Genomic DNA, 19,858 nt, shown 5'->3' on the forward strand with positions numbered 1-19,858 from the left:
GGCATGATCCGTACCGGGGCGCTGCACCGCTGGCGAGGTGTGGTGTTCGCGCTACCCGGCCTGTGGGTGCTCGCAGTTGTCGTCCGGGAGCACCTGAGCCCGCTCGCCGCACAGCTCGTTCCCTTCCTCGCCGCCACGCTCGCGCTCGCCTGCGCCGGCCACCTCACCGGCCGTCGCGGCCGGCGGCTCGCGGACGAGCTGGAGCGGACCAAGGAGATCGCGCTCACCGCGCAGCGCGCCCTGCTGCGCCCCCTGCCGCCCCGGCTCGACGGAATCGCCCTGGCCGGCGGCCACCTCTCGGCCGACGAGGGCGTCCTCGTCGGCGGCGACCTGTACGACGTGCAGTCCACCCCCCACGGCGTGCGCATCATCATGGGCGACGTGCGCGGCCACGGTCTGCCCGCGCTGGGCACCGTCGCCGCCCTGCTCGGCAGTTTCCGCGACGCCGCCCACGACGAGGGCGAACTGGCCGACGTCCTGCGCCGCCTGGAGCGCGCCTTCCACCGCCACCTGCGGGACCGGGCCCGGGCCGAGCAGCCGGCCGCCGGGGACGCCCTCCCCGCCCACCGCACCGCGGACACCGAGGAGTTCGCCACCGTCCTCCTCCTGGAGGTGCGCGAGCACGGCGAGGTCATGGCGCTCAACTGCGGGCACCCCTGGCCCCACCGGCTCGCCGGTATCCCTGACGGCGCCCGGACCGCGGCGCTCGCCCCGTGCGAACCGCTGCCGCCGCTCGGTATGTTCCCGCTCCCCGCCGACGTGCCGCTGCTGGCCCTGACCCGGCTGCTGCCCGGCGACGGCCTCGTCCTGCACACCGACGGGGCCGAGGACGCCCGTGACGCCCACGGGGAGTTCTTCCCCTTCGCGGGCGCCCTGGCCGAGGCCGCCCGCGGCACGGCCCCGGCCCCGGCGGCCGTCGTCGCGCGGGTGCAGGACGCCCTGCTGCGCCACACCGGAGGGCTGCTCTCGGACGACTTCGCCCTCCTGGCGCTGCGCAACGACCGCGAGCGCGTCCCCGCGCAGCGCCCGTGCGCACCACTCGTGCGTTCCTGCCTGCGCCCCTGAGGGCCCCGTCCGGCCGTGGCCCGTTCACACCCCGTGCGAAGGGATCTCCACTACGCTGATCCCACCGAGCGCACCGGAGGGCAGGGATGGAGCCCAACACACTGCTCGACGCCGTCCTCGACGAAGCGGGAATATCCCACGCCGGTCTGGCCGCCCATGTGAACGCGGCGGGCCGGGCCCGGGGGCTGGCGTTGCGTTACGAACACACCGCCGTCGCCCGCTGGCTCAAGGGCCAGCGGCCGCGCGGCCAGGTACCGGACCTGATCTGCGAGGTCCTCGGCGAGCGGTTGCACCGCGCGCTGACCCTCGACGACATCGGCTTCGGCACCCCCGGCACCCCCAGGGCGCCCGGCACCCCGCTGTCCGGCTTCGTCGAGCGCGCCACCGCGTTGTGGCGCTCCGACGAACAGCAGCGCGAACACGTCGTCAGGGCCCCCGCGGTGACCGGCACCCCTGCGGTCATCCCGGTCTGGGAGTGGGAGAACCCTCCCGAGGACGCCGACGTCTCGCGACGCGGCCTGACCCGGGTCTCCATGGACGACATCGACATGCTGCGCGCCGCCCGGGCGCACTACGAGCAGATGTACCGCAAGGCGGGCGGCGTGGCGACCCGGGCCCGGGTCGTCGGCTTCCTCAACGCCGAGGCGGCGCCCCTGCTGCGCGGCAGCTACTCCGACGCCACGGGGCGCCAGCTCCACCGCGCCACCGGCGGGCTGGTGGCCGTGGCCGGCATCTGCGCGTACGACTCCGACGCGCACGGACTCGCCCAGCGCTACTTCCACCAGGCGCTGCGGCTGGCCAAGGCCAGCGGGGACCGGGGCCTGGGCGCCTATGTGATCGCCCTCCTCGTCAACCAGTCGCTGTTCATGGGGGAGTACCGGCAGGCGGTCGCCTTCGCCGAGTCCGCGCTGCGCGCCGGGGGCGCCGACCTCACCCCCGCGCTGGCCGCCGACCTCTACGCCATGCAGGCCAAAGCCTACGCACGGCTCGGCGACGGTGCCGGGGCGCTGGCCTGCATCCGGCGGGCGGAGGCGGCCGCCGAGCGCATCCACCGCGGCCGGGAGCCCGCCGAGACCGGATACGTCCAGCCCGGCCTGGTGAACGTACAGGTGGCGGAGGCACTGCTCAGCCTCGGCGACCTCGGACCCGCCCGTGAGCACGCGGACCGGGCCGTCGACACCCCTGCCCACGACCGGGGGCGTGTCCACCGGCTCGCCATGCTCACGCACATCGAGCTGCGTCAGGGAGACGCGGACAAGGCGGTGGCCACCGCACGGGAGATGACCGAGCAGGCGAGAGGCATGGAATCGCAGCGCTTACGGGACCGGCTCCGTGCGGTGCGCGAGCACCTGATCGAAAGTGGGTGCGCGGCCACGGCCGAGGCCGCCGAGATGATCGACGGGGCGCTGCGCGTGCCCTTGTGAGGGATGTTGCCAGGACAGCGCCCGGGCGGTGGCCACCTCGGCGGAAGGTGGCAGACACGTGCGTTGGAAGAATCTCAAGGAGTTGACCGTCTACGAGAACCGGTGGTTCCGGGTCAATCTCGCGGACGTCGAACTCCCCGACGGCCGGCATCTCGACCATTTCCTCATCCGGCTGCGGCCCGTCGCCGTGGCCACGGTGGTCAACGCGGCCAATGAGGTCCTGCTGCTGTGGCGGCACCGTTTCATCACCGACAACTGGGGCTGGGAGCTGGCGGCCGGCGTCGTCGAGGACGGCGAGGACATCGCCTTCGCGGCGGCCCGTGAGATGGAGGAGGAGACCGGCTGGCGGCCCGGCCGGCTGCAGCACCTGATGTCCGTCGAGCCGTCCAACGGGCTCACCGACGCCCGGCACCACATCTACTGGTCGGACGAGGCGGAGTACATCGGCGACCCCGAGGACGCGTTCGAGTCGGACCGCCGCGAGTGGGTGCCGCTCAAGCTGGTGCCCGACCTGATCGCCCGCGGTGAGGTGCCGGCCGCCAACATGGCGGCCGCGCTGCTGCTCCTGCACCACATCCGGCTCGGCTGACACCCCTCACGAGCCGTCCCCGTGATCTGCGCTCATCGGCCGGCCGCCTGCCAGACGGCGACCGCCAGCCCGGCGAGGCCGGTGAGCGCGGCGAGCGAGGGCAGCGGCCACCTGCCGTGCTCCAGGGCCCGTACCCGCTGGGTGACCTCGCTGATGTCGCGCTCGGCCTGGTCGCTGCGCTGGGTGAGCAGAGCGAGGTGGCCGTCGATGCGGACGACGCCGACATCGAGACTGCGCCTGAGCTCCGCGAGCTCGGCCGCCCTCGCGGCGTGCTCGGGATGGGTGGTCACTGTCCGTACCCCTTCCGGAAGAATCCCTGTGCTGCTTGCCGACGAGCCGAGTCAACCGCTTCGGCAGGCAGGGCGGGAGCGTGTGCGGGGGGCATGTGCGAGTCACCGGCGCACACCCCGTGTGAAGCGGGGGGTGTGCGCCGGTGACCGGTGACCGTGGGTGACGGATCAGTAGGTGTAGAAGCCCGAGCCGGTCTTGCGGCCGAGGCGGCCCGCGTCGACCATGCGCTGCAGCAGCGGGGGAGCGGCGTACAGCGGCTCCTTGTACTCCTCGTACATGCTGAAGGCCACGGAGGCGACCGTGTCGAGGCCGATCAGGTCGGAGAGCTTGAGCGGGCCCATGGGGTGGGCGCAGCCGAGCTCCATGCCGTTGTCGATGTCCTCGCGGCTGGCCATGCCCGACTCGAACATCCGGATCGCGGAGAGCAGGTACGGGATGAGCAGGGCGTTGACGACGAAGCCGGAGCGGTCCTGGGCGCGGATGGCGTGCTTGCCCAGGACGTTGCCGACCAGTATTTCGGCGCGCTTGATGGTCTCCTCGCCCGTGGTCAGCGCGGGGATCAGCTCGACGAGCTGCTGCACCGGGGCGGGGTTGAAGAAGTGGATGCCGATCACCTGGTCGGGGCGGGAGGTCGCCACGGCCAGCTTCACCAGCGGGATGGAGGAGGTGTTGGACGCCAGGATGGCGTCGGGCCGGGTGACCACCTGGTCCAGGACCTGGAAGATCTCCGTCTTGACCTGCTCGTTCTCGACGACGGCCTCGATGACGAGGTCGCGGTCGGCGAATTCGCCCAGGTCCGTGGTGAAGGTCAGACGGGCCAGGGTGGCGTCGCGCTCCGCCTCGGTGATCTTGCCGCGTTCGGCGGCCTTGCCGAGGGAGTTGGTCAGGCGGGTACGGCCCAGCTCCAGCGCCTCGCCCGTGGTCTCGGCGACCCTGACGTCCAGGCCGGCCCGGGCGCACACCTCCGCGATGCCCGCGCCCATCTGGCCGCAGCCCACCACTCCGACGCGTTCGATGTCGGTCACATCGTGCCTTTCGCTGAGTCGCTGATCTTGGTCCGGGCGGCGGCCGGAGGTCATCCGGTTCCCGCCTCGGAAAGACGTTACTCCGCGCGGCGCGGTGCCGAGGGCGCCGGGGCGGGCATGCTCTGCGCACACGTGTGTGACGGACCGAACACGGGCGGAAAAGGAGGGTTACATATGGGGCACATCAGTAGAAGAGGGTTCGCCGTGGCGGCGGCGGGTGCGATGACGGTGATGCTGGCGACGGGGGAGGCGGCTGCGCTGGAGCCGGCGGGGGGCGGTGCGCCGGCCCGCGGACGGGAGTTCCGCGGCATGTGGGTGGCCACGGTCGTCAACGTCGACTGGCCGTCGGCGCCCGGCCTGTCGCCGGAGGACCAACGGGCCGAGCTGCTCGCCCTCTTCGACGCGGCGGTGGCGCGCCGGCTCAACGCCGTGCTGCTGCAGATCCGGCCGACCGCCGACGCCTTCTGGCCGTCCCGCCACGAGCCGTGGTCGGAGTACCTGACCGGTACTCAGGGGCGGTCGCCCGGCTGGGACCCGCTGGCCTTCGCGGTGCGCGAGGCGCACAAGCGCCGTCTGGAGCTGCACGGTTGGTTCAACCCCTACCGCATCGCCAACCACACCGATCCCGGCCGGCTCGTCCCCACCCACCCGGCCCGCGTCCACCCCGACTGGGCCGTCCCCTACGGCGGCAAGCTCTACTACAACCCCGGCCTCCCCGAGGTCCGCCGCTTCGTCCAGGACGCCATGCTCGACGCGGTCTGGCGCTACGACCTGGACGGCGTGCACTTCGACGACTACTTCTACCCCTACCCCGTGGCCGGGCAGACGTTCGACGACACGGCCGCCTACGAGCGCTACGGCGCCGGCTTCCCCGACCGGGCGTCCTGGCGGCGCGACAACATCGACCGCCTGGTGCGCGAGACGGGGCAGCGCATCCGCCGGCGCAAGCGCCATGTGCGGTTCGGCGTCAGCCCGTTCGCCGTCTGGCGCAACCGCGCCACCGACCCGCTGGGCTCCGACACCCGGGCGGGCGTGCAGACCTACGACGACCTCCACGCCGACACCCGCACGTGGGTCCGCGAGGGCTGGATCGACTACATCGTGCCGCAGTGCTACTGGCACATCGGCTTCGCCGCCGCCGACTACGCCAAGCTCCTGCCCTGGTGGGCCGAGACCGTCCGCGGCACGGGCGTCCACCTCTACATCGGCGAGGCCCTCTACCGGGCGGGCGATCCCGCGCAGCCCGCACCCTGGCAGGACCCGGCCGAGCTCTCCCGCCACATCGCCCTGGGCCGGGCCCGCCCCGAAGTGCTCGGCAACGTCTACTTCTCCGCCCGGCACGTCGTGACGGACCGGATCGGGGCGATGGCGCGCGTGGTGAAGGACCACTACCCCCACCGCGCGCGTCCACCGCGCTGACGACGGTGCCCGCTACTGCTGGTCGGCGGCTTTGCGATGGTCCACCACGGAGTCCGGCCCCGGCGACATGATGGTCTCGTGCCCCTTGTCGTCCCTGACCCGGTAGGGCGGGCTGCCGTTGGAACCCAGGACCTCGACGATCTCCACGGTGTGGTCCTGTTTGCCGACCACACGGCCGTGCACCACCAACCGGTCGCCCTTGCTCGCATGCATCGACGTGACCCTTTCGTCGTGAGAGACAGGTGCACTCGGATACTCCCAGCCTAGGGTGACCGGCGGTATGGGGCGCGCCCAGGAAATCCCGGCGGGCGCGCCGGCCGGGGATGTGCGGGACTCACCGGGAGGCCCGCTGGGTGGCGCCGATGCACACGAGCACGGCGACGGCCGCCACGGGTGCGGCGGGGGCGAGCCGTTCCCCCAGGAGGGCCACCGACCACACGAGGGTGAGCAGCGGCTGGGCCAGCTGCAGCTGGCTGGCCCGGGCCACCCCGATCACGCCCATGCCGCGGTACCAGACCCACAGGCTGACGAACTGGGCCGTGCCCAGCCAGAGCAGTCCGGCGACCGCGTGCCCGGTCAGCCGCACGGGTTCGGCGAGCAGGGCGAGGACCGCACCGGCCAGCGACAGCGGCAGGCACAGCACCAGCGCCCAGCCGATGATCTGCCAGCCGGGCAGCTCCCGCGCCAGCCTGCCGCCCTCGGCGTAACCCGCCGCGCAGATCAGCAGGGCGCCCAGCAGGTAGAGGTCGCCGAGCGAGGGGAGCCCGCCGCTCTGCTGCAGGGCGAAGACGACGACCACGGCCGCCCCGGCCAGTGCGGCCGCCCAGAAGCCGCGCGAGTGCCGGACCCCGGTCCGCAGCGAGGAGTACGCGGCCGTCGTCAGCGGCAGCAGGCCCACCACCACGGCCGCGTGCGAGGTGGTGGAGGTCTGCAGGGCCAGCGTGGTGAGCAGCGGAAACCCCACGACCGTGCCCGCGGCCACGGCCGCCAGGGGGAACCAGTGGCGGCGGACCGGCAGCGGCACCCGTCCGGCGAGCAGACACGCCCCCGCGATCAGCGCGGCCAGCACGGCCCGGCAGGACGTCACCGACCACGGGCCCAGCCCCTCCAGGGCCCAGGCGGTCGCGGGGAAGGTCAGCGAGAACATGCCGACCCCGAGCACGGCGAGGAGCGTCCCTCCGGCGGAACGGCCGCGCGGGCCCGCGGCGCCCGCCGCGGGGAGGGCCTCCGTGCGGGTGCTCACCGCTATCGGAGAAGGGGCAGTAGCGCTATCTTGTGCTGTCATGCATGAGCGTAACAGCGTGGCCGAACTCGCGGCGATCCTGCGCGGAGAGCTCGACCGCTACTCTCCCGGTGAGAAGCTGCCGTCCAGCCGGGCCCTCGTCGAGCGCTTCCACGTCAGCCCCGTCACGGTCTCCAAGGCCCTGGCCACCCTGGCCGCCGAGGGCCTGGTCCGCACCCGGCCCGGCGCGGGCGTCTTCCGGGCCGAACCGCACGCCGCCCCCGCCCGGACGGGTGACACCTCCTGGCAGCAGGTCGCCCTCAGCGCCGAGACCGGCGACGAGTCCTTCCCCCGCTCCGTCGACTCCGGCGGCGTCCTCACCTCCCTCGCCAGCCCGCCCCCCGGCGTCATCGAACTCAGCGGCGGCTACCTCCACCCCGGCCTCCAGCCCGAACGCGCCCTGGCCGCTGCACTCGGCCGGGCCGGGCGCCGGCCGGGTGCGTGGGAGCGCCCGCCACTGGAAGGCGTCGAGGAGCTGCGGTCCTGGTTCGCCCGCGAGATCGGCGGCCCGGCCGGAACGGTCGCCCCCTCCGGCGTGCTGATCACCTCCGGCGGCCAGAGCGCGCTCACCACCGCCCTGCGCGCCCTCGCCCCGCCCGGCGCACCCGTGCTCGTCGAGTCCCCCACCTACCCCGGCATGGTCTCCGCCGCGCGCGCCTCGGGGCTGCGGCCCGTGCCCGTACCCGTGGACGACCGCGGCGTACGCACCGATCTGCTCGCCGACGCCTTCCGGGCCAGCGGGGCCCGGGTCTTCGTCTGCCAGCCGCTCTTCCAGAACCCCACCGGCACGGTGCTGGCCGACGACCGGCGCCGGGAGGTCCTGCGGATCGCCCGTGCGGCCGGGGCCTTCGTCATCGAGGACGACTTCGCGCGCCGCCTCGTCCACGAGGGCGCCCCGCCGCTGCCGCCCACGCTGGCCTCGCAGGACGTGGACGGCGTCGTCGTCCACGTCTGCTCGCTGACCAAGTTCACCTCGCCCAGCCTGCGCGTGGGGGCCCTCGCCGCCCGTGGCCCCGTCCTGGAACGGCTGCGGGCCATCCAGGTCGTCGACAGCTTCTTCGTGCCCCGGCCGCTGCAGGAAACGGCGCTCGAACTCGTCGGCGCGCCCGCCTGGTCCCGCCACCGCCGCACGGTCGCCGCCGAACTGCGCACCCGCCGCGAGGTGCTCCTGGCCGAACTCGCCCGCGAGCTGCCCGTCCTCGTCCCGGACGTCGTGGCACAGGGAGGCTTCCACATCTGGTTCCGCCTCCCGGACGGCACCGACGAGAGCGCCCTGTCCGCCGCCGCGCTCCGCGCCGGGGTCGCCGTCAACGCCGGCCGCCCGTTCTACTGCGCCGAGCCCCCGGCCCCCCACCTGCGCCTGTGCTTCGCGGGCGCGGCGGGCACGGCCGAACTGGCCGAGGGCGTGCGCCGGTTGCGCACGGCGTACGAGGAGCTCACCGCCGGTCGCTGACGGACCCGCGGTCGGCCTGCGTCACCGCGTCCCGCAGCCACCGGTGCGCCGGATCGTTGTCGAGGCGCACGTGCCACGCCATGCCCGTCTCGACGTCCGGCAGGGACAGCGGAACGTCCCGGACGACCAGCGGCATCACCCGGGCGGCGTGCGCCGCGACGGGAGCGGCCACCAGGGCCAGGGCGTCCGAGCTCAGCGCCAGGAAGCACGCCGACGCATGGCTCGGCACGGTCGCCAGGACGTGGCGGGCGAGGCCCAGGCCGGCGAGCCGGTCGTCGACGACGCCGTGCAGGCGGCCCCGGCGGGTGACGGTGATGTGGGGGAGCGCGGCGAACCGCTCGACGCTCAGCGGCTCCTCGGCGTGCGGCGCGCCGGCCCGGCAGACGGCGACGTAGCGGTGCCGGGCGAGCGGGGAACTGCGCACGTCGTGGGGGAGGGCGGGCAGGTGCCCGATGTCCAGGTCGACGCTGTCGCGCAGGTCGGCGGGGTCCTCGTCGCCCTCGGGCAGGAAGCGCAGCCGGATGCCGGGCGCCTCGCGGGCGACCCGCTCGGCGAGCGCCGGGCCGACGACCACGGCGAAGGCGTCGTTCGTGCGGAGCGTGAAGTCCCGCTCGACCGAGGCGATGTCGAGCGGCCCGGCCGGCCGCAGCGCCGCCAGCGCCCCCGCGAGGGCCGCCTCCACCTGCGGCCGCAGCTCCACCGCCCGCGGGGTGAGCGTCAGCCCCCGCCCCGCGGGCGCCAGCAGCGGATCACCCAGCACCCGGCGCAACCGTCCCAGCGTGCGGCTCATCGCGGACGCCGAGACGTTCATGCGGGCGGCGGCGCCCGTCACGCTGCCCTCGCGCAGCAGGGCGTCGAGCGCGGGCAGCAGATTCATGTCCGGGAGGTGCATGAGGATCAATCCTGGCATGAGCATTCAGACCTTGTGGTCAACAGTGCCGGGCCCCACGATGACCAGGAACCCGGAAAGCGATGGAAGAGATGATCGACACCAAACGACGCCACACCGCGCTCCTGGTCGCGGGCTGCTTCTTCATGGAGAACCTGGACGGCACGATCGTCTCGACGGCCGCACCCCGGATGGGGGACGCCCTCGGCGTCGCCCCGGCCGCCATCGGCCTGGTCGTCACCGCGTACCTGGTGACGCTCGCCGTCCTCATACCGCTCAGCGGCTGGCTGACCGCCCGCTTCGGGGCCCGCCGCGTCTTCCTGACCGCCATCGCCGTCTTCACCCTGGCCTCGCTCGCCTGCGCCCTGAGCACCGGCCTCGGCATGCTCGTGGCCATGCGCGTCCTGCAGGGCGCGGGCGGCGCCATGATGGTGCCGGTCGGCCGGCTGGTGGTGGTCTCCGGCGCGGAGAAGACCGACATGCCCCGGCTGATCTCGTACGTCGTCTGGCCCGCCCTGGCCGCTCCGGTGATCGCACCCCTGGCCGGCGGGCTCCTCACCACCTACGCCGACTGGCGGTGGATGTTCCTCGTCAACCTCCCCCTGGGCGCGGTGGCGTTCGCCGTCGCCCACCGTCTGATCGACGCCCCCTCGCACACCGCCGCCCCGCCGCCGCGCCTGGACCGGTGGGGTGTCGCCCTCGTCTCCACCGGCCTCGGCGCGCTGACCTGGACCGCACACCTGCTGTCCGAGGCGGGGGCGGACCGGGCCGAGGTGCTCCTCGCCGGAGGGGCGGCCGTCCTGCTGACGGCGGCGGCCGCCCGGCACCTGCTGCGCACGGACCAGCCGCTGATCGACCTGCGGATGCTGAAGGTGACGACCTTCCGGGCCTCGGTGTCCGGGGGCTCGCTCTTCTGGGTCGTCGTGGCGGCCGTCCCCTTCCTGCTGCCGCTGCTGTTCCAGGAAGCCTTCGGCTGGAGCGCGATCCGGTCGGGCGCCGCGGTGCTCTTCGTCTTCGTGGGCAACATCGCCATCAAGCCCGCCGCCAACCGTCTGCTCGACCGCTTCGGCTTCCGCCCGCTGCTGATCGCCGCCGCGCTCGGCGTCGCCGTCACCACCGCCCTCTGCGGCTTCCTCACCGCCGCGACGCCGGTGGCCGTCGTCCTCGTCCTCGCCGTCGTCGCGGGCGCCGCCCGCTCGCTGGGCCTGACCTGCTACCAGGTCATCGCCTTCGCCGACGTCCCGCAGGAGCGCATGCGCCACGCCAACACCCTGCAGTCGACCGCCCAGCAGGCCGCCGCGGGCCTCGGCGTGGCCGCCGCCACCCTCGCCCTGCGCGCCGGCGGCCCCCTCGGCGCGTGGCTTCCGGGCCCGGCGACCCCCGCGACCCCCTACGGCGTCGCGTTCTGCCTCCTCGCCCTGCTCTCCCTCGGTGCCCTGGCCGGCGCGCTGCGCCTGCACCCGACGGCGGGCGACGCGGTCCGCAGCGCGCCCGCCGCGGGCGGGCCGGGGGTGCCGGCCCCGGCCCGTGCCCGGATCAGGGGGCGGGTGTGAACACCAGGGAGGCGTTGTGGCCGCCGAAGCCGAACGAGTTCGTCAGCGCCGCCCGCAGCGGGCCGCGCCGGGGGCCGCCGGTGACGACGTCGAGCTTCACCTCCGGGTCGGGGTTCTCCAGGTTCTGCGTCGCGGGGATGACGCCGTCGCGCACCGCGAGGATCGCGGCGAGCGCGCCGACGGCCCCCGCCGCGCCGAAGAGGTGCCCGGTCATCGACTTGGTGGCGGTGACGGCCGGGTGGCCGCCGATGGCCTCGGTGATCGACCGGGCCTCGACGAGGTCGCCCATGGGGGTGGACGTCGCATGGGCGTGGACGTGGTCGACGGTCTGCGGGGCGAGCCCCGCGGCGGCCAGCGCCAGGCGCATCGCGCGCACCTGCCCGTCGGCGTGCGAGGCGGTGATGTGGTGGGCGTCGGAGGTGACGCCGGCCCCGGCGAGCGTCGCATGGGCCCGGGCCGCGCGGGCGGCGGCGCGGTCGGCGCGCTCCAGGACGACCACGGCGGCGCCCTCGCCGATGACGAAGCCGTCGCGGTCGGCGTCGAAGGGGCGGGAGGCCCGCTGCGGTGCGTCGTTGCGGGTGGAGTGGGCCTTGGCCTGGGCGAACCCGGCCAGCGGCAGCGGGTGGACGCAGGCTTCGGCGCCCCCGGCGACGACGACGTCGGCCCGGCCCAGCCGGATGAGGTCCAGCCCCATGGCGATGGCCTCCGCGCCGGACGCACAGGCGCTCACCGGCGTGTGCGCGCCGCCCCGGGCCCCGAGCTCGATGCTGACCCACGCCGCGGGGCCGTTCGCCATCAGCATCGGGACCGTGTGCGGCGAGACCCGGCGCACTCCGGAGGTCTCCAGCACGTCGTCCTGGGCCAGCATCGTCAGGACGCCCCCGGTGCCCGTGCCGATCACCACGGCCAGCCGTTCGGGGGCCACCTGGGGCCGGCCCGCGTCGGCCCACGCCTCGCGGGCGGCGACGAGCGCGATCTGCTCGCACCGGTCCATGCGGCGGGCCTGCACCCGGTCGATGACCTCGCCCGGTTCGGCCTTGAGCCGGCCGGCGATCCGCACCGGCAGCTCCGCGGCCCACGCCTCCTCGATCGCGCTGATCCCCGATTCCCCGGCCAGCATCGCCGCCCACGTCGAGGCCACGTCCCCGCCGAGCGGCGTCGTCGCTCCCAGACCCGTCACCACCACATCGCTGGTGTACATGCTCACCGAACAACCCCCTTTGTCGTAGACGTACAACACTCTCCGCGGATGATCACCGGGAGAGATCGACTCGATGGCCACTTTGCCAAGGTCGCCGCGGTGTCGGGGGTGCGGCGGCACACGGACTCGGGGGCGGCGGAATTGTGGGGTCCGGCCATTGTTGTGCGGTACATGAACGTCGTACGGGGGCGGGCGCAACAAGCGCGCGCAAGCAGGGACCAAAACGCGCGCAAGGTAAGGACCAAAAAAGGACGCTGCCGGCGGCCCCCATCGGGGGACCGCCGGCAGCGTCGGTGAGTCGGAGCCGGAAAGGCCGGAGGTGCCGGAGGTCAGGAACGCGGGTCGCGTGCCTGCTCGGCGGCGCGCTCCGCGTTCTTCTCCTTGATGCGCACCGCTTCCTTGCGGACCTCGGCCTGGGTGGCGCGTTCCTTCTGCAGCCACTCGGGGTTGTCCTGCTTGAGCGCGTCGATCTGCTCGGTGGTGAGGGCCTCCGTCACGCCGCCGCGGGCGAGACCGGAGATGGAGACGCCCAGCTTCGCCGCGACGACGGGCCGGGGGTGCGGGCCGTTGCGCCGCAGCTCGCGCAGCCACTCGGGCGGATCGGTCTGCAGCGCGTTGAGCTCGCTGCGCGAGACGACACCCTCGCGGAACTCGGCGGGGGTGGCCTCAAGGAACACGCCCAGTTTCTTCGCCGCGGTTGCGGGCTTCATCGTCTGGGCGGTGTGGTGCGACGTCATGGTGTCAAGAGTAGCGAGCGTGTGCGATACCTCCGACCACGCCCGGTAACCTGGGGGAGTGACAGGCTCCGACGCACCCCCTTCCTTCCGCCTCGCGTACGTCCCGGGCGTGACGCCGGCCAAATGGGTGCGCATCTGGAACGAGCGGCTGCCCGACGTCCCGCTGACGCTCCTCCAGGTGACCGCCGCCGAGGCCCCCGCGCTCCTGCTGGACGGCGGCGCCGACGCCGGATTCGTGCGACTGCCGGTCGACAAGACCGTTCTCAGCGCCATCCCCCTCTACACCGAGACGACGGTGGTCGTGGTCCCCAAGGACCACCTCGTGGCGGCGGTGGAGGAGGTGGCGGCCGAGGACCTGGCCGACGAGATCGTGCTGCACCCCCTCGACGACACCCTCGAATGGGAGCAGCTGCCCGGCAAGCCCGCGTTCGAGCGCCCCGCCACCACGGCGGACGCGATCGAGCTGGTGGCGGCGGGCATCGGCGTGCTCGTCGTCCCGCAGTCGCTCGCCCGCCTGCACCACCGCAAGGACCTCACGTACCGGCCGGTCGTCGACGCCCCCGCGTCGCGCGTCGCGCTGTCGTGGCCGGAGGAGAAGACCACCGACATGGTGGAGGACTTCATCGGCATCGTCCGCGGCCGGACCGTCAACAGCTCCCGGGGCCGTACCCCCGCCCCGGAGCAGCCGAAGCAGCAGCGCAAGCGCCCCGACGCGGCGGGTGCCCGGCGCAAGCCCGCGGCCGGCAAGGGCCAGCCGGCGGCCAAGGGGCGCGGCGGTTCCGGCGCCCCCAAGGGCGCCAAGCGCGGCAAGCCCCGCCGCCGCTCGTAACGATCGCACCGCCCCCGGCCCTGCCCGCCGGGGGCGGCACTCTTTCCCGGCCCGTTCCCACCTTTCCCGGCCCGTTCCCACAATCCTCCCGCCGGCATCTCCGACACCCCTATTGCATAAAACTGCATTCATTCGTATAGTCATGCCATCACCGAGGAGGATGCAATGGCGGCGATACGAGCGGCAGTGGCCGGGGCGAGCGGATATGCGGGCGGGGAAGTGCTGCGCCTGCTGCTGGGGCACCCGGAGGTCCGCATCGGCGCCCTCACGGGCAACTCCAACGCCGGACAGCCGCTCGGCGCGCTCCAGCCGCACCTGCCGGCCCTGGCCGACCGCGTCCTGCAGCCCACCACGGCCGAGGCGCTCGCCGGCCACGACGTCGTCTTCCTCGCCCTCCCGCACGGACAGTCCGCCGCCGTCGCCGCCGAGCTCGGCGACGGGGTGACGGTCATCGACTGCGGCGCGGACTTCCGGCTGAAGGACGCGGGGGAGTGGGAGCGGTTCTACGGGACGCCGCACGCCGGGACGTGGCCGTACGGGCTGCCCGAGCTGCCCGGCGGACGACAGGCGCTGCGCGGCGCCCGGCGGATCGCCGTGCCCGGCTGCTACCCCACCGCCGTCTCGCTCGCGCTCTTCCCGGCCTACGCGGCCTCCCTCGCCGAGCCCGAGGCGGTGATCGTCGCCGCGTCCGGCACCTCCGGCGCCGGCAAGGCCGCCAAACCGCACCTGCTCGGCAGCGAGGTGATGGGTTCCATGAGCCCGTACGGCGTGGGCGGCGGCCACCGGCACACCCCGGAGATGAGCCAGAACCTCTCCGCCGTGGCCGGCGAGCCCGTGACCGTCTCCTTCACGCCCACCCTGGCGCCCATGCCGCGCGGCATCCTCGCCACGTGCAGCGCCAAGGCGAAGCCGGGCGTCACGGCGCAGGGCGTACGGGCCGCGTACGAGAAGGCTTTCCAGGACGAGCCGTTCGTCCGGCTCCTGCCCGAGGGGCAGTGGCCGGCCACGGCCCACGTGTACGGCTCCAACACCGCACTCGTCCAGGTCGCCCTCGACGAGGCGGCCGGCCGCATCGTGGCGATCAGCGCCATCGACAACCTCGCCAAGGGCACGGCCGGCGGCGCGGTCCAGAGCATGAACCTCGCCCTCGGGCTCCCCGAGGAGCTGGGACTCCCGGCCACCGGAGTGGCGCCGTGAGCGTACGCCGGGTGCTCGCCACCCTTCTGGCACGGCTGACCCCGTGCCACCACCAGCAGTCCACGACGACCATCGAGTCGGTACCCAAGGAGATGGCGTGAGCGTCACCGCATCAAAGGGATTCACGGCCGCGGGCATCGCGGCCGGGATCAAGGAGAACGGCGGCCCCGACCTGGCCCTGGTGGTCAACCACGGACCCCGTCTCGCCGCGGCCGGCGTCTTCACCGCCAACCGCGTCAAGGCCGCCCCCGTCCTGTGGTCCCAGCAGGTCCTGCGCGGCGGTCAGGTGTCGGCCGTCGTCCTCAACTCCGGGGGCGCCAACGCCTGCACCGGCCCCGAGGGCTTCCAGGACACGCACGCCACCGCCGAGAAGGCCGCGCACGTCCTCGGGCACAGCGCGGGCGAGATCGCCGTCGCCTCCACCGGCCTGATCGGTGTGCGGCTGCCCATGGACGCGCTCCTGGCCGGCCTCGACAAGGCCGCGGCCGAACTCTCCGAGCACGGCGGCGAGAAGGCCGCCATCGCCATCAAGACCACCGACACCGTCCACAAGACCGCCGTCGCCCAGGGCGACGGCTGGACGGTGGGCGGCATGGCCAAGGGCGCCGGCATGCTCGCGCCCGGCCTCGCCACCATGCTCGTCGTCCTCACCACCGACGCCGACGTGGACACCCCCGGCCTGGACGCCGCCCTGCGCTCGGCGACCCGGCAGACCTTCGACCGGGTCGACTCCGACGGCTGCATGTCCACCAACGACACCGTGCTGCTGCTCGCCTCCGGCGCCTCCGGTATCACCCCCGACGAGGCCGCGTTCGCCGAGGCCGTACGGACCGTCTGCGACGACCTCGCCCGCCAGCTCATCGGCGACGCCGAGGGCGCCAGCAAGGACATCCGCATCGAGGTGATCGGTGCGGCCACCGAGGACGACGCCGTCGAGGTGGGCCGCTCCATAGCCCGCAACAACCTCCTCAAGTGCGCCATCCACGGCGAGGACCCCAACTGGGGCCGGGTGCTCTCCGCCATCGGCACCACCTCCGCCGCCTTCGACCCCGACAAGCTGAACGTGGCCATCAACGACGTGTGGGTCTGCAGGAACGGCTCCGTCGGCGAGGACCGCGAGCTCGTCGACATGCGCTACCGGGAGGTCCGCATCACCGCCGACCTGGCCGAGGGCACCGAATCGGCCGTCATCTGGGCCAACGACCTCACCGCCGACTACGTCCACGAGAACAGCGCGTACTCCTCATGACCCTCACCGAGAAGTCCACGAGCACCCGGCGGCACACCGCCCTGCCCAAGGCCCGCACGCTCGTCGAGGCCCTGCCCTGGCTGACGCGCCATCACGGCAAGACCGTCGTCATCAAGTTCGGCGGGAACGCCATGGTCGACGAGGAGCTCAAGGGCGCCTTCGCCCAGGACGTCGTCTTCCTGCGGCAGTCCGGCCTCAAGCCCGTCGTCGTGCACGGCGGAGGCCCGCAGATCAGCGCCCACCTCGACCGGCTGGGCCTGGAGTCGGAGTTCAAGGCCGGGCTGCGGGTCACCACGCCCGAGGCGATGGACGCCGTACGGATGGTCCTGGCCGGACAGGTCCAGCGCGAACTCGTCGGGCTGCTCAACCGGCACGGTGCGCTCGCCGTCGGCCTCACCGGCGAGGACGCGCACCTGATGTCGGCCACTCAGCACTACGCCCACGTCGACGGCGAGCGCGTCGACATCGGCCGGGTCGGCGAGGTCACCGGGATCGACCCGGGCATCGTCCGCACCCTGCTCGACGACGGCCGCATCCCGGTCATCTCCTCGATCGCGCGCAGCGACGACGACGGTGACGCCGGCGGCGTGTTCAACGTGAACGCCGACACCGCCGCCGCCGCGCTCGCCGCCGCCCTGGGCGCCGAGACGCTGATGGTCCTCACCGACGTCGAGGGGCTGTACGCCGACTGGCCGAACAGCGACGACGTCATCAGCCAGCTCACCGCGAGCGAGCTGGAGCAGCTGCTGCCCGATCTGTCCAGCGGCATGGTCCCCAAGATGCAGGGCTGCCTGCACGCCGTGCGGGGCGGCGTCACCACCGCCCGGGTGATAGACGGACGGGTCCAGCACGCCATCCTGCTGGAGATCTTCACGGACGAGGGCATCGGCACCATGGTCGTACCGGACCCCGAGGGGGAGTCATGAGCAAGGGCGGGAGCGAGGTCGTGAGCAACGCGGACCTGACGAAGCGCTGGCAGGGCGCGCTGATGGACAACTACGGCACGCCCCGCATCCCGCTCGTGCGCGGTGAGGGGAGCGCCGTGTGGGACGCCGACGGCACGCGCTACCTCGACTTCGTCGGCGGCATCGCCGTCAACGCCCTCGGCCACGCACATCCCGCCGTCGTCCGGGCGGTGTCCGACCAGATCGCCACCCTCGGCCACGTCTCCAACCTCTTCACCGCCGAGCCCACCGTCGAGCTCGCCGAGCGGCTGCTGGCACTGGCCGGCCGGCCCGGCAGGGTCTACTTCTCCAACTCCGGCGCGGAAGCGATCGAAGCCGCCTTCAAGATCGGACGGCGCACGGGCCGCACCCACATGGTGGCGGCCGTCGGCGGCTTCCACGGGCGGACCATGGGCGCCCTCGCCCTCACCGGCCAGCCCGGCAAGCAGGAACCCTTCCTGCCGCTGCCCGGCGACGTCACGCACGTGCCGTACGGGGACGAGGCGGCGTTGCGCGCGGCCGTCACCACCGACACGGCGCTCGTGGTGCTGGAGCCGGTCCAGGGGGAGAACGGCGTCGTCGTACCGCCGGCCGGCTACCTGGCCGCCGCCCGCGAGATCACCCGGGCCACGGGGACGCTCCTCGTCCTCGACGAGATCCAGACAGGTATCGGCCGCACCGGACACTGGTTCGAGCACCTGGCGCAGGGCGTCGAACCCGACGTCGTCACCCTCGCCAAGGGGCTCGGCGGCGGCCTGCCCATCGGCGCCACCCTGGCCTTCGGCCCCGCCGCAGAGCTGCTGACGCCCGGTCAGCACGGCTCGACCTTCGGCGGCAACCCGGTCTCGTGCGCCGCCGCGCTCGCCGTTCTGGACACCCTCGCCGGTGAGGGGATCCTCGGTCACGTCCGGCGCGTGGGCGGCCTGTTGAGTGACGGGATTGCGGCGCTCGGCCACCCCCTCGTCGACCACGTCCGTGGTGCGGGCCTGCTCCTGGGTATTGTCCTTGGCGAGCCCCTCGCACCGACGGTGCAGCAGGCGGCCCAGGAAGCCGGTCTCCTGGTGAACGCGGTCGCGCCCGACGTGGTGCGGCTGGCCCCGCCACTGATCATCACCGAGGATGAGGTGGGGGCGTTTCTCCGGGCGCTGCCCGGCGTTCTGGACGCCGCCGCCGGCGGGGCCCACGAGGAATGACGATCCGGAGACTGACGACAACGATGACCGAGGCGCAGGAGACCGAGCCGGGCCACGGCGGACAGGCCGTGCCGCAGACCCGCACCGCACGCCACCGCCGGATCGTGGACATCCTCAGCAGGCAGGCCGTGCGGTCCCAGAGCCAGCTCGCCAAGCTGCTGGCGGACGACGGGCTCTCCGTCACCCAGGCCACGCTCTCCCGCGACCTCGACGAGCTGGGTGCCGTCAAGATCCGCAACACCGGCGGCGAGCTGATCTACGCCGTCCCCTCCGAGGGCGGCGACCGCACGCCCCGCGCCCCCCTCGGCGAGTCCGCCACGGAGGCCCGCATGGGCCGCCTGGCCGCCGAGCTGCTGATCTCGGCGGAGGCGTCCGCCAACCTGGTGGTGCTGCGCACCCCGCCGGGCGCGGCCCAGTTCTTCGCCTCGGCCATCGACCAGGCGGGCGTCCACGAGATCATCGGCACCATCGCCGGTGACGACACCGTCCTGCTGATCAGCCGCGACCCGGTGGGCGGCCAGGCCCTGGCGGACCACCTGCTGAGGCTGGCGCAGAAGGAACGCTGAGCGCCCCCGCGCGCGGGGCCCCGGCCCCGCCGCGGGCGTCCCGGCCAACGTCCCGGCCAACGCGAAAGGCCGTTCCCGCTGTGCGGAAACGGCCTACGACCTGCGAAAATCGCTGGTCGGGACGGCGGGATTTGAACCCACGACCCCTTGACCCCCAGTCAAGTGCGCTACCAAGCTGCGCCACGTCCCGGTGCGACGTTCCCTCCGGGCGTTTCTTCCCGGTGGGGCGTGCAGAAAGAAAATATCCTGTTCCGCGCTGTGATCCAAATCCGGGGGTCCGGTGGGGGTCAGCTGCGGCGCTTGAAGGTGTCCGTGGGGATGTCGACTGTGCTGCCGTCCGCCAGCTGGAGGGGGATGGTGTCGCCGTACTTGTACTGCTCGCGGTGGGCGTAAAGGTCGCCCTTCGGTTGCGTGAGCAGGTCGCACTCGCCGCGGAAGGGGTCGATGATCAGGTAAAGCGGGACGCCGAAATGGGCGTACTGCCGCGTCTTGATCGCGTAGTCGTTCCGATCGTTCTTCGATGAGACGACCTCGATTGCGGCCAGCAGGTCCTCGTGCGACCAGGGCTCAGTCGCGCCCTCTTCGACGATGGCTACGTCTGGGCACCGCTCGGGCTCCCCGGGGAACTTGAACTCCACATCGGACAGGAGTCGCTGCTTGTCGATGCCTGCCGCCACAGCGGCAGTTTGGACGTCGAAGATGGTCCAGCTCTGGACACTGCTCTGCGGCGTCATGATGATCCGGTCCCCCACTACCTCGATCTTGAGGCCCTCGTACTCCGCCGCAAGGCGTTCGACGGTCTCCCGCAGGAAATCGTGCTTCACGGCCATGGCCAACCTCCCCTACTCGGGCCTCTCGATAGTCGCATCGTAGACCGACCCTCCGGCGTTCACGCGGGAACATTCACCCTCACGCGCTATTGACGAAACATACGGCGCACTGCATAGTTATG

Annotated in this window: 20 protein-coding genes and 1 tRNA gene; 12 read left to right on the forward strand and 9 right to left on the reverse strand. The window is 73.2% G+C overall.

Annotated features, from left to right (window positions below):
- Positions 1–3 precede the first annotated feature (3 nt).
- The 3 genes from IE182_RS07840 to IE182_RS07850 all read left to right on the forward strand — a co-directional run bounded on the left by IE182_RS07840 (position 4) and on the right by IE182_RS07850 (position 3,078).
- Positions 4–1,065 carry a PP2C family protein-serine/threonine phosphatase gene (locus tag IE182_RS07840; RefSeq protein ID WP_190108936.1) on the forward strand — a complete coding sequence of 354 codons (1,062 nt, stop codon included), beginning with the start codon at positions 4–6 and terminating at the stop codon, positions 1,063–1,065.
- 86 nt (positions 1,066–1,151) lie between these two features.
- A complete protein-coding gene (locus IE182_RS07845) occupies positions 1,152–2,489 on the forward strand; it encodes a tetratricopeptide repeat protein (RefSeq protein WP_190108937.1) in 1,338 nt (445 codons plus the stop codon).
- 58 nt (positions 2,490–2,547) lie between these two features.
- On the forward strand, positions 2,548–3,078 hold the full coding sequence (locus IE182_RS07850; RefSeq protein ID WP_190108938.1) for an NUDIX hydrolase: 531 nt from the start codon (positions 2,548–2,550) through the stop codon (positions 3,076–3,078).
- A gap of 32 nt (positions 3,079–3,110) precedes the next feature.
- On the opposite strand, the gene IE182_RS07855 is transcribed toward IE182_RS07850, so the two are convergent.
- The gene (locus tag IE182_RS07855; RefSeq protein WP_190108939.1) at positions 3,111–3,368 is read right to left on the reverse strand and encodes a hypothetical protein; all 258 of its coding nucleotides are present in this window, start codon (positions 3,366–3,368) and stop codon (positions 3,111–3,113) included.
- Positions 3,369–3,536: 168 nt separating this feature from the next.
- Positions 3,537–4,394 (reverse strand): 3-hydroxybutyryl-CoA dehydrogenase, encoded by an 858-nt coding sequence (locus IE182_RS07860; protein WP_190108940.1) that lies wholly within the window; start codon positions 4,392–4,394, stop codon positions 3,537–3,539.
- A gap of 174 nt (positions 4,395–4,568) precedes the next feature.
- Here IE182_RS07860 and IE182_RS07865 point away from each other — a divergent pair, with 174 nt between their 5' ends.
- Complete coding sequence (locus IE182_RS07865) at positions 4,569–5,813, forward strand: glycoside hydrolase family 10-like protein (RefSeq protein ID WP_190108941.1); 1,245 nt, start codon at positions 4,569–4,571, stop codon at positions 5,811–5,813.
- A gap of 12 nt (positions 5,814–5,825) precedes the next feature.
- Here IE182_RS07865 and IE182_RS07870 read toward each other — a convergent pair whose 3' ends face one another.
- Positions 5,826–6,026, reverse strand: a complete 201-nt coding sequence (locus tag IE182_RS07870) for a DUF1918 domain-containing protein (RefSeq protein ID WP_190108942.1) — start codon at positions 6,024–6,026, stop codon at positions 5,826–5,828.
- A 121-nt stretch (positions 6,027–6,147) separates the two neighbouring features.
- On the reverse strand, positions 6,148–7,098 hold the full coding sequence (locus tag IE182_RS07875; protein ID WP_190108943.1) for a DMT family transporter: 951 nt from the start codon (positions 7,096–7,098) through the stop codon (positions 6,148–6,150).
- On the opposite strand from IE182_RS07875, the gene IE182_RS07880 reads away from it, so the two are divergent.
- Positions 7,097–8,548, forward strand: a complete 1,452-nt coding sequence (locus IE182_RS07880; RefSeq protein WP_190108944.1) for an aminotransferase-like domain-containing protein — start codon at positions 7,097–7,099, stop codon at positions 8,546–8,548. The two genes, IE182_RS07875 and IE182_RS07880, sit on opposite strands and share 2 nt — an antisense overlap.
- Here the strand turns inward: IE182_RS07880 and IE182_RS07885 are convergent.
- Positions 8,532–9,440 carry a LysR family transcriptional regulator gene (locus IE182_RS07885; protein ID WP_190108945.1) on the reverse strand — a complete coding sequence of 303 codons (909 nt, stop codon included), beginning with the start codon at positions 9,438–9,440 and terminating at the stop codon, positions 8,532–8,534. The genes IE182_RS07880 and IE182_RS07885 overlap by 17 nt on opposite strands.
- 80 nt (positions 9,441–9,520) lie before the next feature.
- Between IE182_RS07885 and IE182_RS07890 the strand changes: the two genes are divergently transcribed.
- Positions 9,521–10,990, forward strand: a complete 1,470-nt coding sequence (locus tag IE182_RS07890) for an MFS transporter (RefSeq protein WP_229844659.1) — start codon at positions 9,521–9,523, stop codon at positions 10,988–10,990.
- On the opposite strand, the gene IE182_RS07895 is transcribed toward IE182_RS07890, so the two are convergent.
- The gene (locus IE182_RS07895) at positions 10,974–12,191 is read right to left on the reverse strand and encodes a beta-ketoacyl-[acyl-carrier-protein] synthase family protein (protein WP_190109159.1); all 1,218 of its coding nucleotides are present in this window, start codon (positions 12,189–12,191) and stop codon (positions 10,974–10,976) included. The two genes, IE182_RS07890 and IE182_RS07895, sit on opposite strands and share 17 nt — an antisense overlap.
- A 329-nt stretch (positions 12,192–12,520) precedes the next feature.
- Positions 12,521–12,928 carry a DUF5997 family protein gene (locus IE182_RS07900; protein ID WP_190108946.1) on the reverse strand — a complete coding sequence of 136 codons (408 nt, stop codon included), beginning with the start codon at positions 12,926–12,928 and terminating at the stop codon, positions 12,521–12,523.
- A 58-nt stretch (positions 12,929–12,986) separates the two neighbouring features.
- Between IE182_RS07900 and IE182_RS07905 the strand changes: the two genes are divergently transcribed.
- The 6 genes from IE182_RS07905 (at position 12,987) to IE182_RS07930 (ending at position 18,906) form a co-directional block, all read left to right on the forward strand.
- Positions 12,987–13,757 (forward strand): LysR family transcriptional regulator substrate-binding protein, encoded by a 771-nt coding sequence (locus IE182_RS07905; protein WP_190108947.1) that lies wholly within the window; start codon positions 12,987–12,989, stop codon positions 13,755–13,757.
- A gap of 165 nt (positions 13,758–13,922) precedes the next feature.
- Entirely contained in the window at positions 13,923–14,954 is a 1,032-nt protein-coding gene (gene argC, locus IE182_RS07910; RefSeq protein WP_190108948.1) for an N-acetyl-gamma-glutamyl-phosphate reductase, read from the forward strand.
- Between the two features lie 97 nt (positions 14,955–15,051).
- The gene (argJ, locus tag IE182_RS07915) at positions 15,052–16,203 is read left to right on the forward strand and encodes a bifunctional glutamate N-acetyltransferase/amino-acid acetyltransferase ArgJ (protein WP_190108949.1); all 1,152 of its coding nucleotides are present in this window, start codon (positions 15,052–15,054) and stop codon (positions 16,201–16,203) included.
- Positions 16,200–17,129, forward strand: a complete 930-nt coding sequence (gene argB / locus IE182_RS07920; protein ID WP_190108950.1) for an acetylglutamate kinase — start codon at positions 16,200–16,202, stop codon at positions 17,127–17,129. Before argJ ends, argB begins: the two co-directional genes overlap by 4 nt.
- Positions 17,126–18,340, forward strand: coding sequence for an acetylornithine transaminase (locus IE182_RS07925; RefSeq protein WP_190108951.1), 1,215 nt, complete (start codon positions 17,126–17,128; stop codon positions 18,338–18,340). Before argB ends, IE182_RS07925 begins: the two co-directional genes overlap by 4 nt.
- A 23-nt stretch (positions 18,341–18,363) precedes the next feature.
- Entirely contained in the window at positions 18,364–18,906 is a 543-nt protein-coding gene (locus tag IE182_RS07930) for an arginine repressor (protein WP_190108952.1), read from the forward strand.
- A 113-nt stretch (positions 18,907–19,019) separates the two neighbouring features.
- Here the strand turns inward: IE182_RS07930 and IE182_RS07935 are convergent.
- Both IE182_RS07935 and IE182_RS07940 read right to left on the reverse strand, forming a co-directional pair.
- Positions 19,020–19,096: transfer RNA gene (locus IE182_RS07935), tRNA-Pro, on the reverse strand.
- A 97-nt stretch (positions 19,097–19,193) separates the two neighbouring features.
- Positions 19,194–19,736 (reverse strand): Uma2 family endonuclease, encoded by a 543-nt coding sequence (locus tag IE182_RS07940; protein WP_190108953.1) that lies wholly within the window; start codon positions 19,734–19,736, stop codon positions 19,194–19,196.
- Positions 19,737–19,858: the final 122 nt, after the last annotated feature.

This window comes from Streptomyces cinnamoneus (genome assembly GCF_014650495.1).
Taxonomy (GTDB): Bacteria; Actinomycetota; Actinomycetes; order Streptomycetales; family Streptomycetaceae; genus Streptomyces; species Streptomyces cinnamoneus.

Coding starts and splice junctions, on each gene's coding strand:
- IE182_RS07840 (WP_190108936.1), top strand. CDS start 4: ATGATCCGTACCGGGGCGCTGCACCGCTGGCGAGGTGTGGTGTTCGCG.
- IE182_RS07845 (WP_190108937.1), top strand. CDS start 1,152: ATGGAGCCCAACACACTGCTCGACGCCGTCCTCGACGAAGCGGGAATA.
- IE182_RS07865 (WP_190108941.1), top strand. CDS start 4,569: ATGGGGCACATCAGTAGAAGAGGGTTCGCCGTGGCGGCGGCGGGTGCG.
- IE182_RS07870 (WP_190108942.1), bottom strand. CDS start 6,026: ATGCATGCGAGCAAGGGCGACCGGTTGGTGGTGCACGGCCGTGTGGTC.
- IE182_RS07880 (WP_190108944.1), top strand. CDS start 7,097: ATGCATGAGCGTAACAGCGTGGCCGAACTCGCGGCGATCCTGCGCGGA.
- IE182_RS07875 (WP_190108943.1), bottom strand. CDS start 7,098: ATGACAGCACAAGATAGCGCTACTGCCCCTTCTCCGATAGCGGTGAGC.
- IE182_RS07885 (WP_190108945.1), bottom strand. CDS start 9,440: ATGCACCTCCCGGACATGAATCTGCTGCCCGCGCTCGACGCCCTGCTG.
- IE182_RS07890 (WP_229844659.1), top strand. CDS start 9,521: ATGGAAGAGATGATCGACACCAAACGACGCCACACCGCGCTCCTGGTC.
- IE182_RS07895 (WP_190109159.1), bottom strand. CDS start 12,191: ATGTACACCAGCGATGTGGTGGTGACGGGTCTGGGAGCGACGACGCCG.
- IE182_RS07900 (WP_190108946.1), bottom strand. CDS start 12,928: ATGACGTCGCACCACACCGCCCAGACGATGAAGCCCGCAACCGCGGCG.
- argC (WP_190108948.1), top strand. CDS start 13,923: ATGGCGGCGATACGAGCGGCAGTGGCCGGGGCGAGCGGATATGCGGGC.
- argB (WP_190108950.1), top strand. CDS start 16,200: ATGACCCTCACCGAGAAGTCCACGAGCACCCGGCGGCACACCGCCCTG.
- IE182_RS07925 (WP_190108951.1), top strand. CDS start 17,126: ATGAGCAAGGGCGGGAGCGAGGTCGTGAGCAACGCGGACCTGACGAAG.
- IE182_RS07930 (WP_190108952.1), top strand. CDS start 18,364: ATGACCGAGGCGCAGGAGACCGAGCCGGGCCACGGCGGACAGGCCGTG.
- IE182_RS07940 (WP_190108953.1), bottom strand. CDS start 19,736: ATGGCCGTGAAGCACGATTTCCTGCGGGAGACCGTCGAACGCCTTGCG.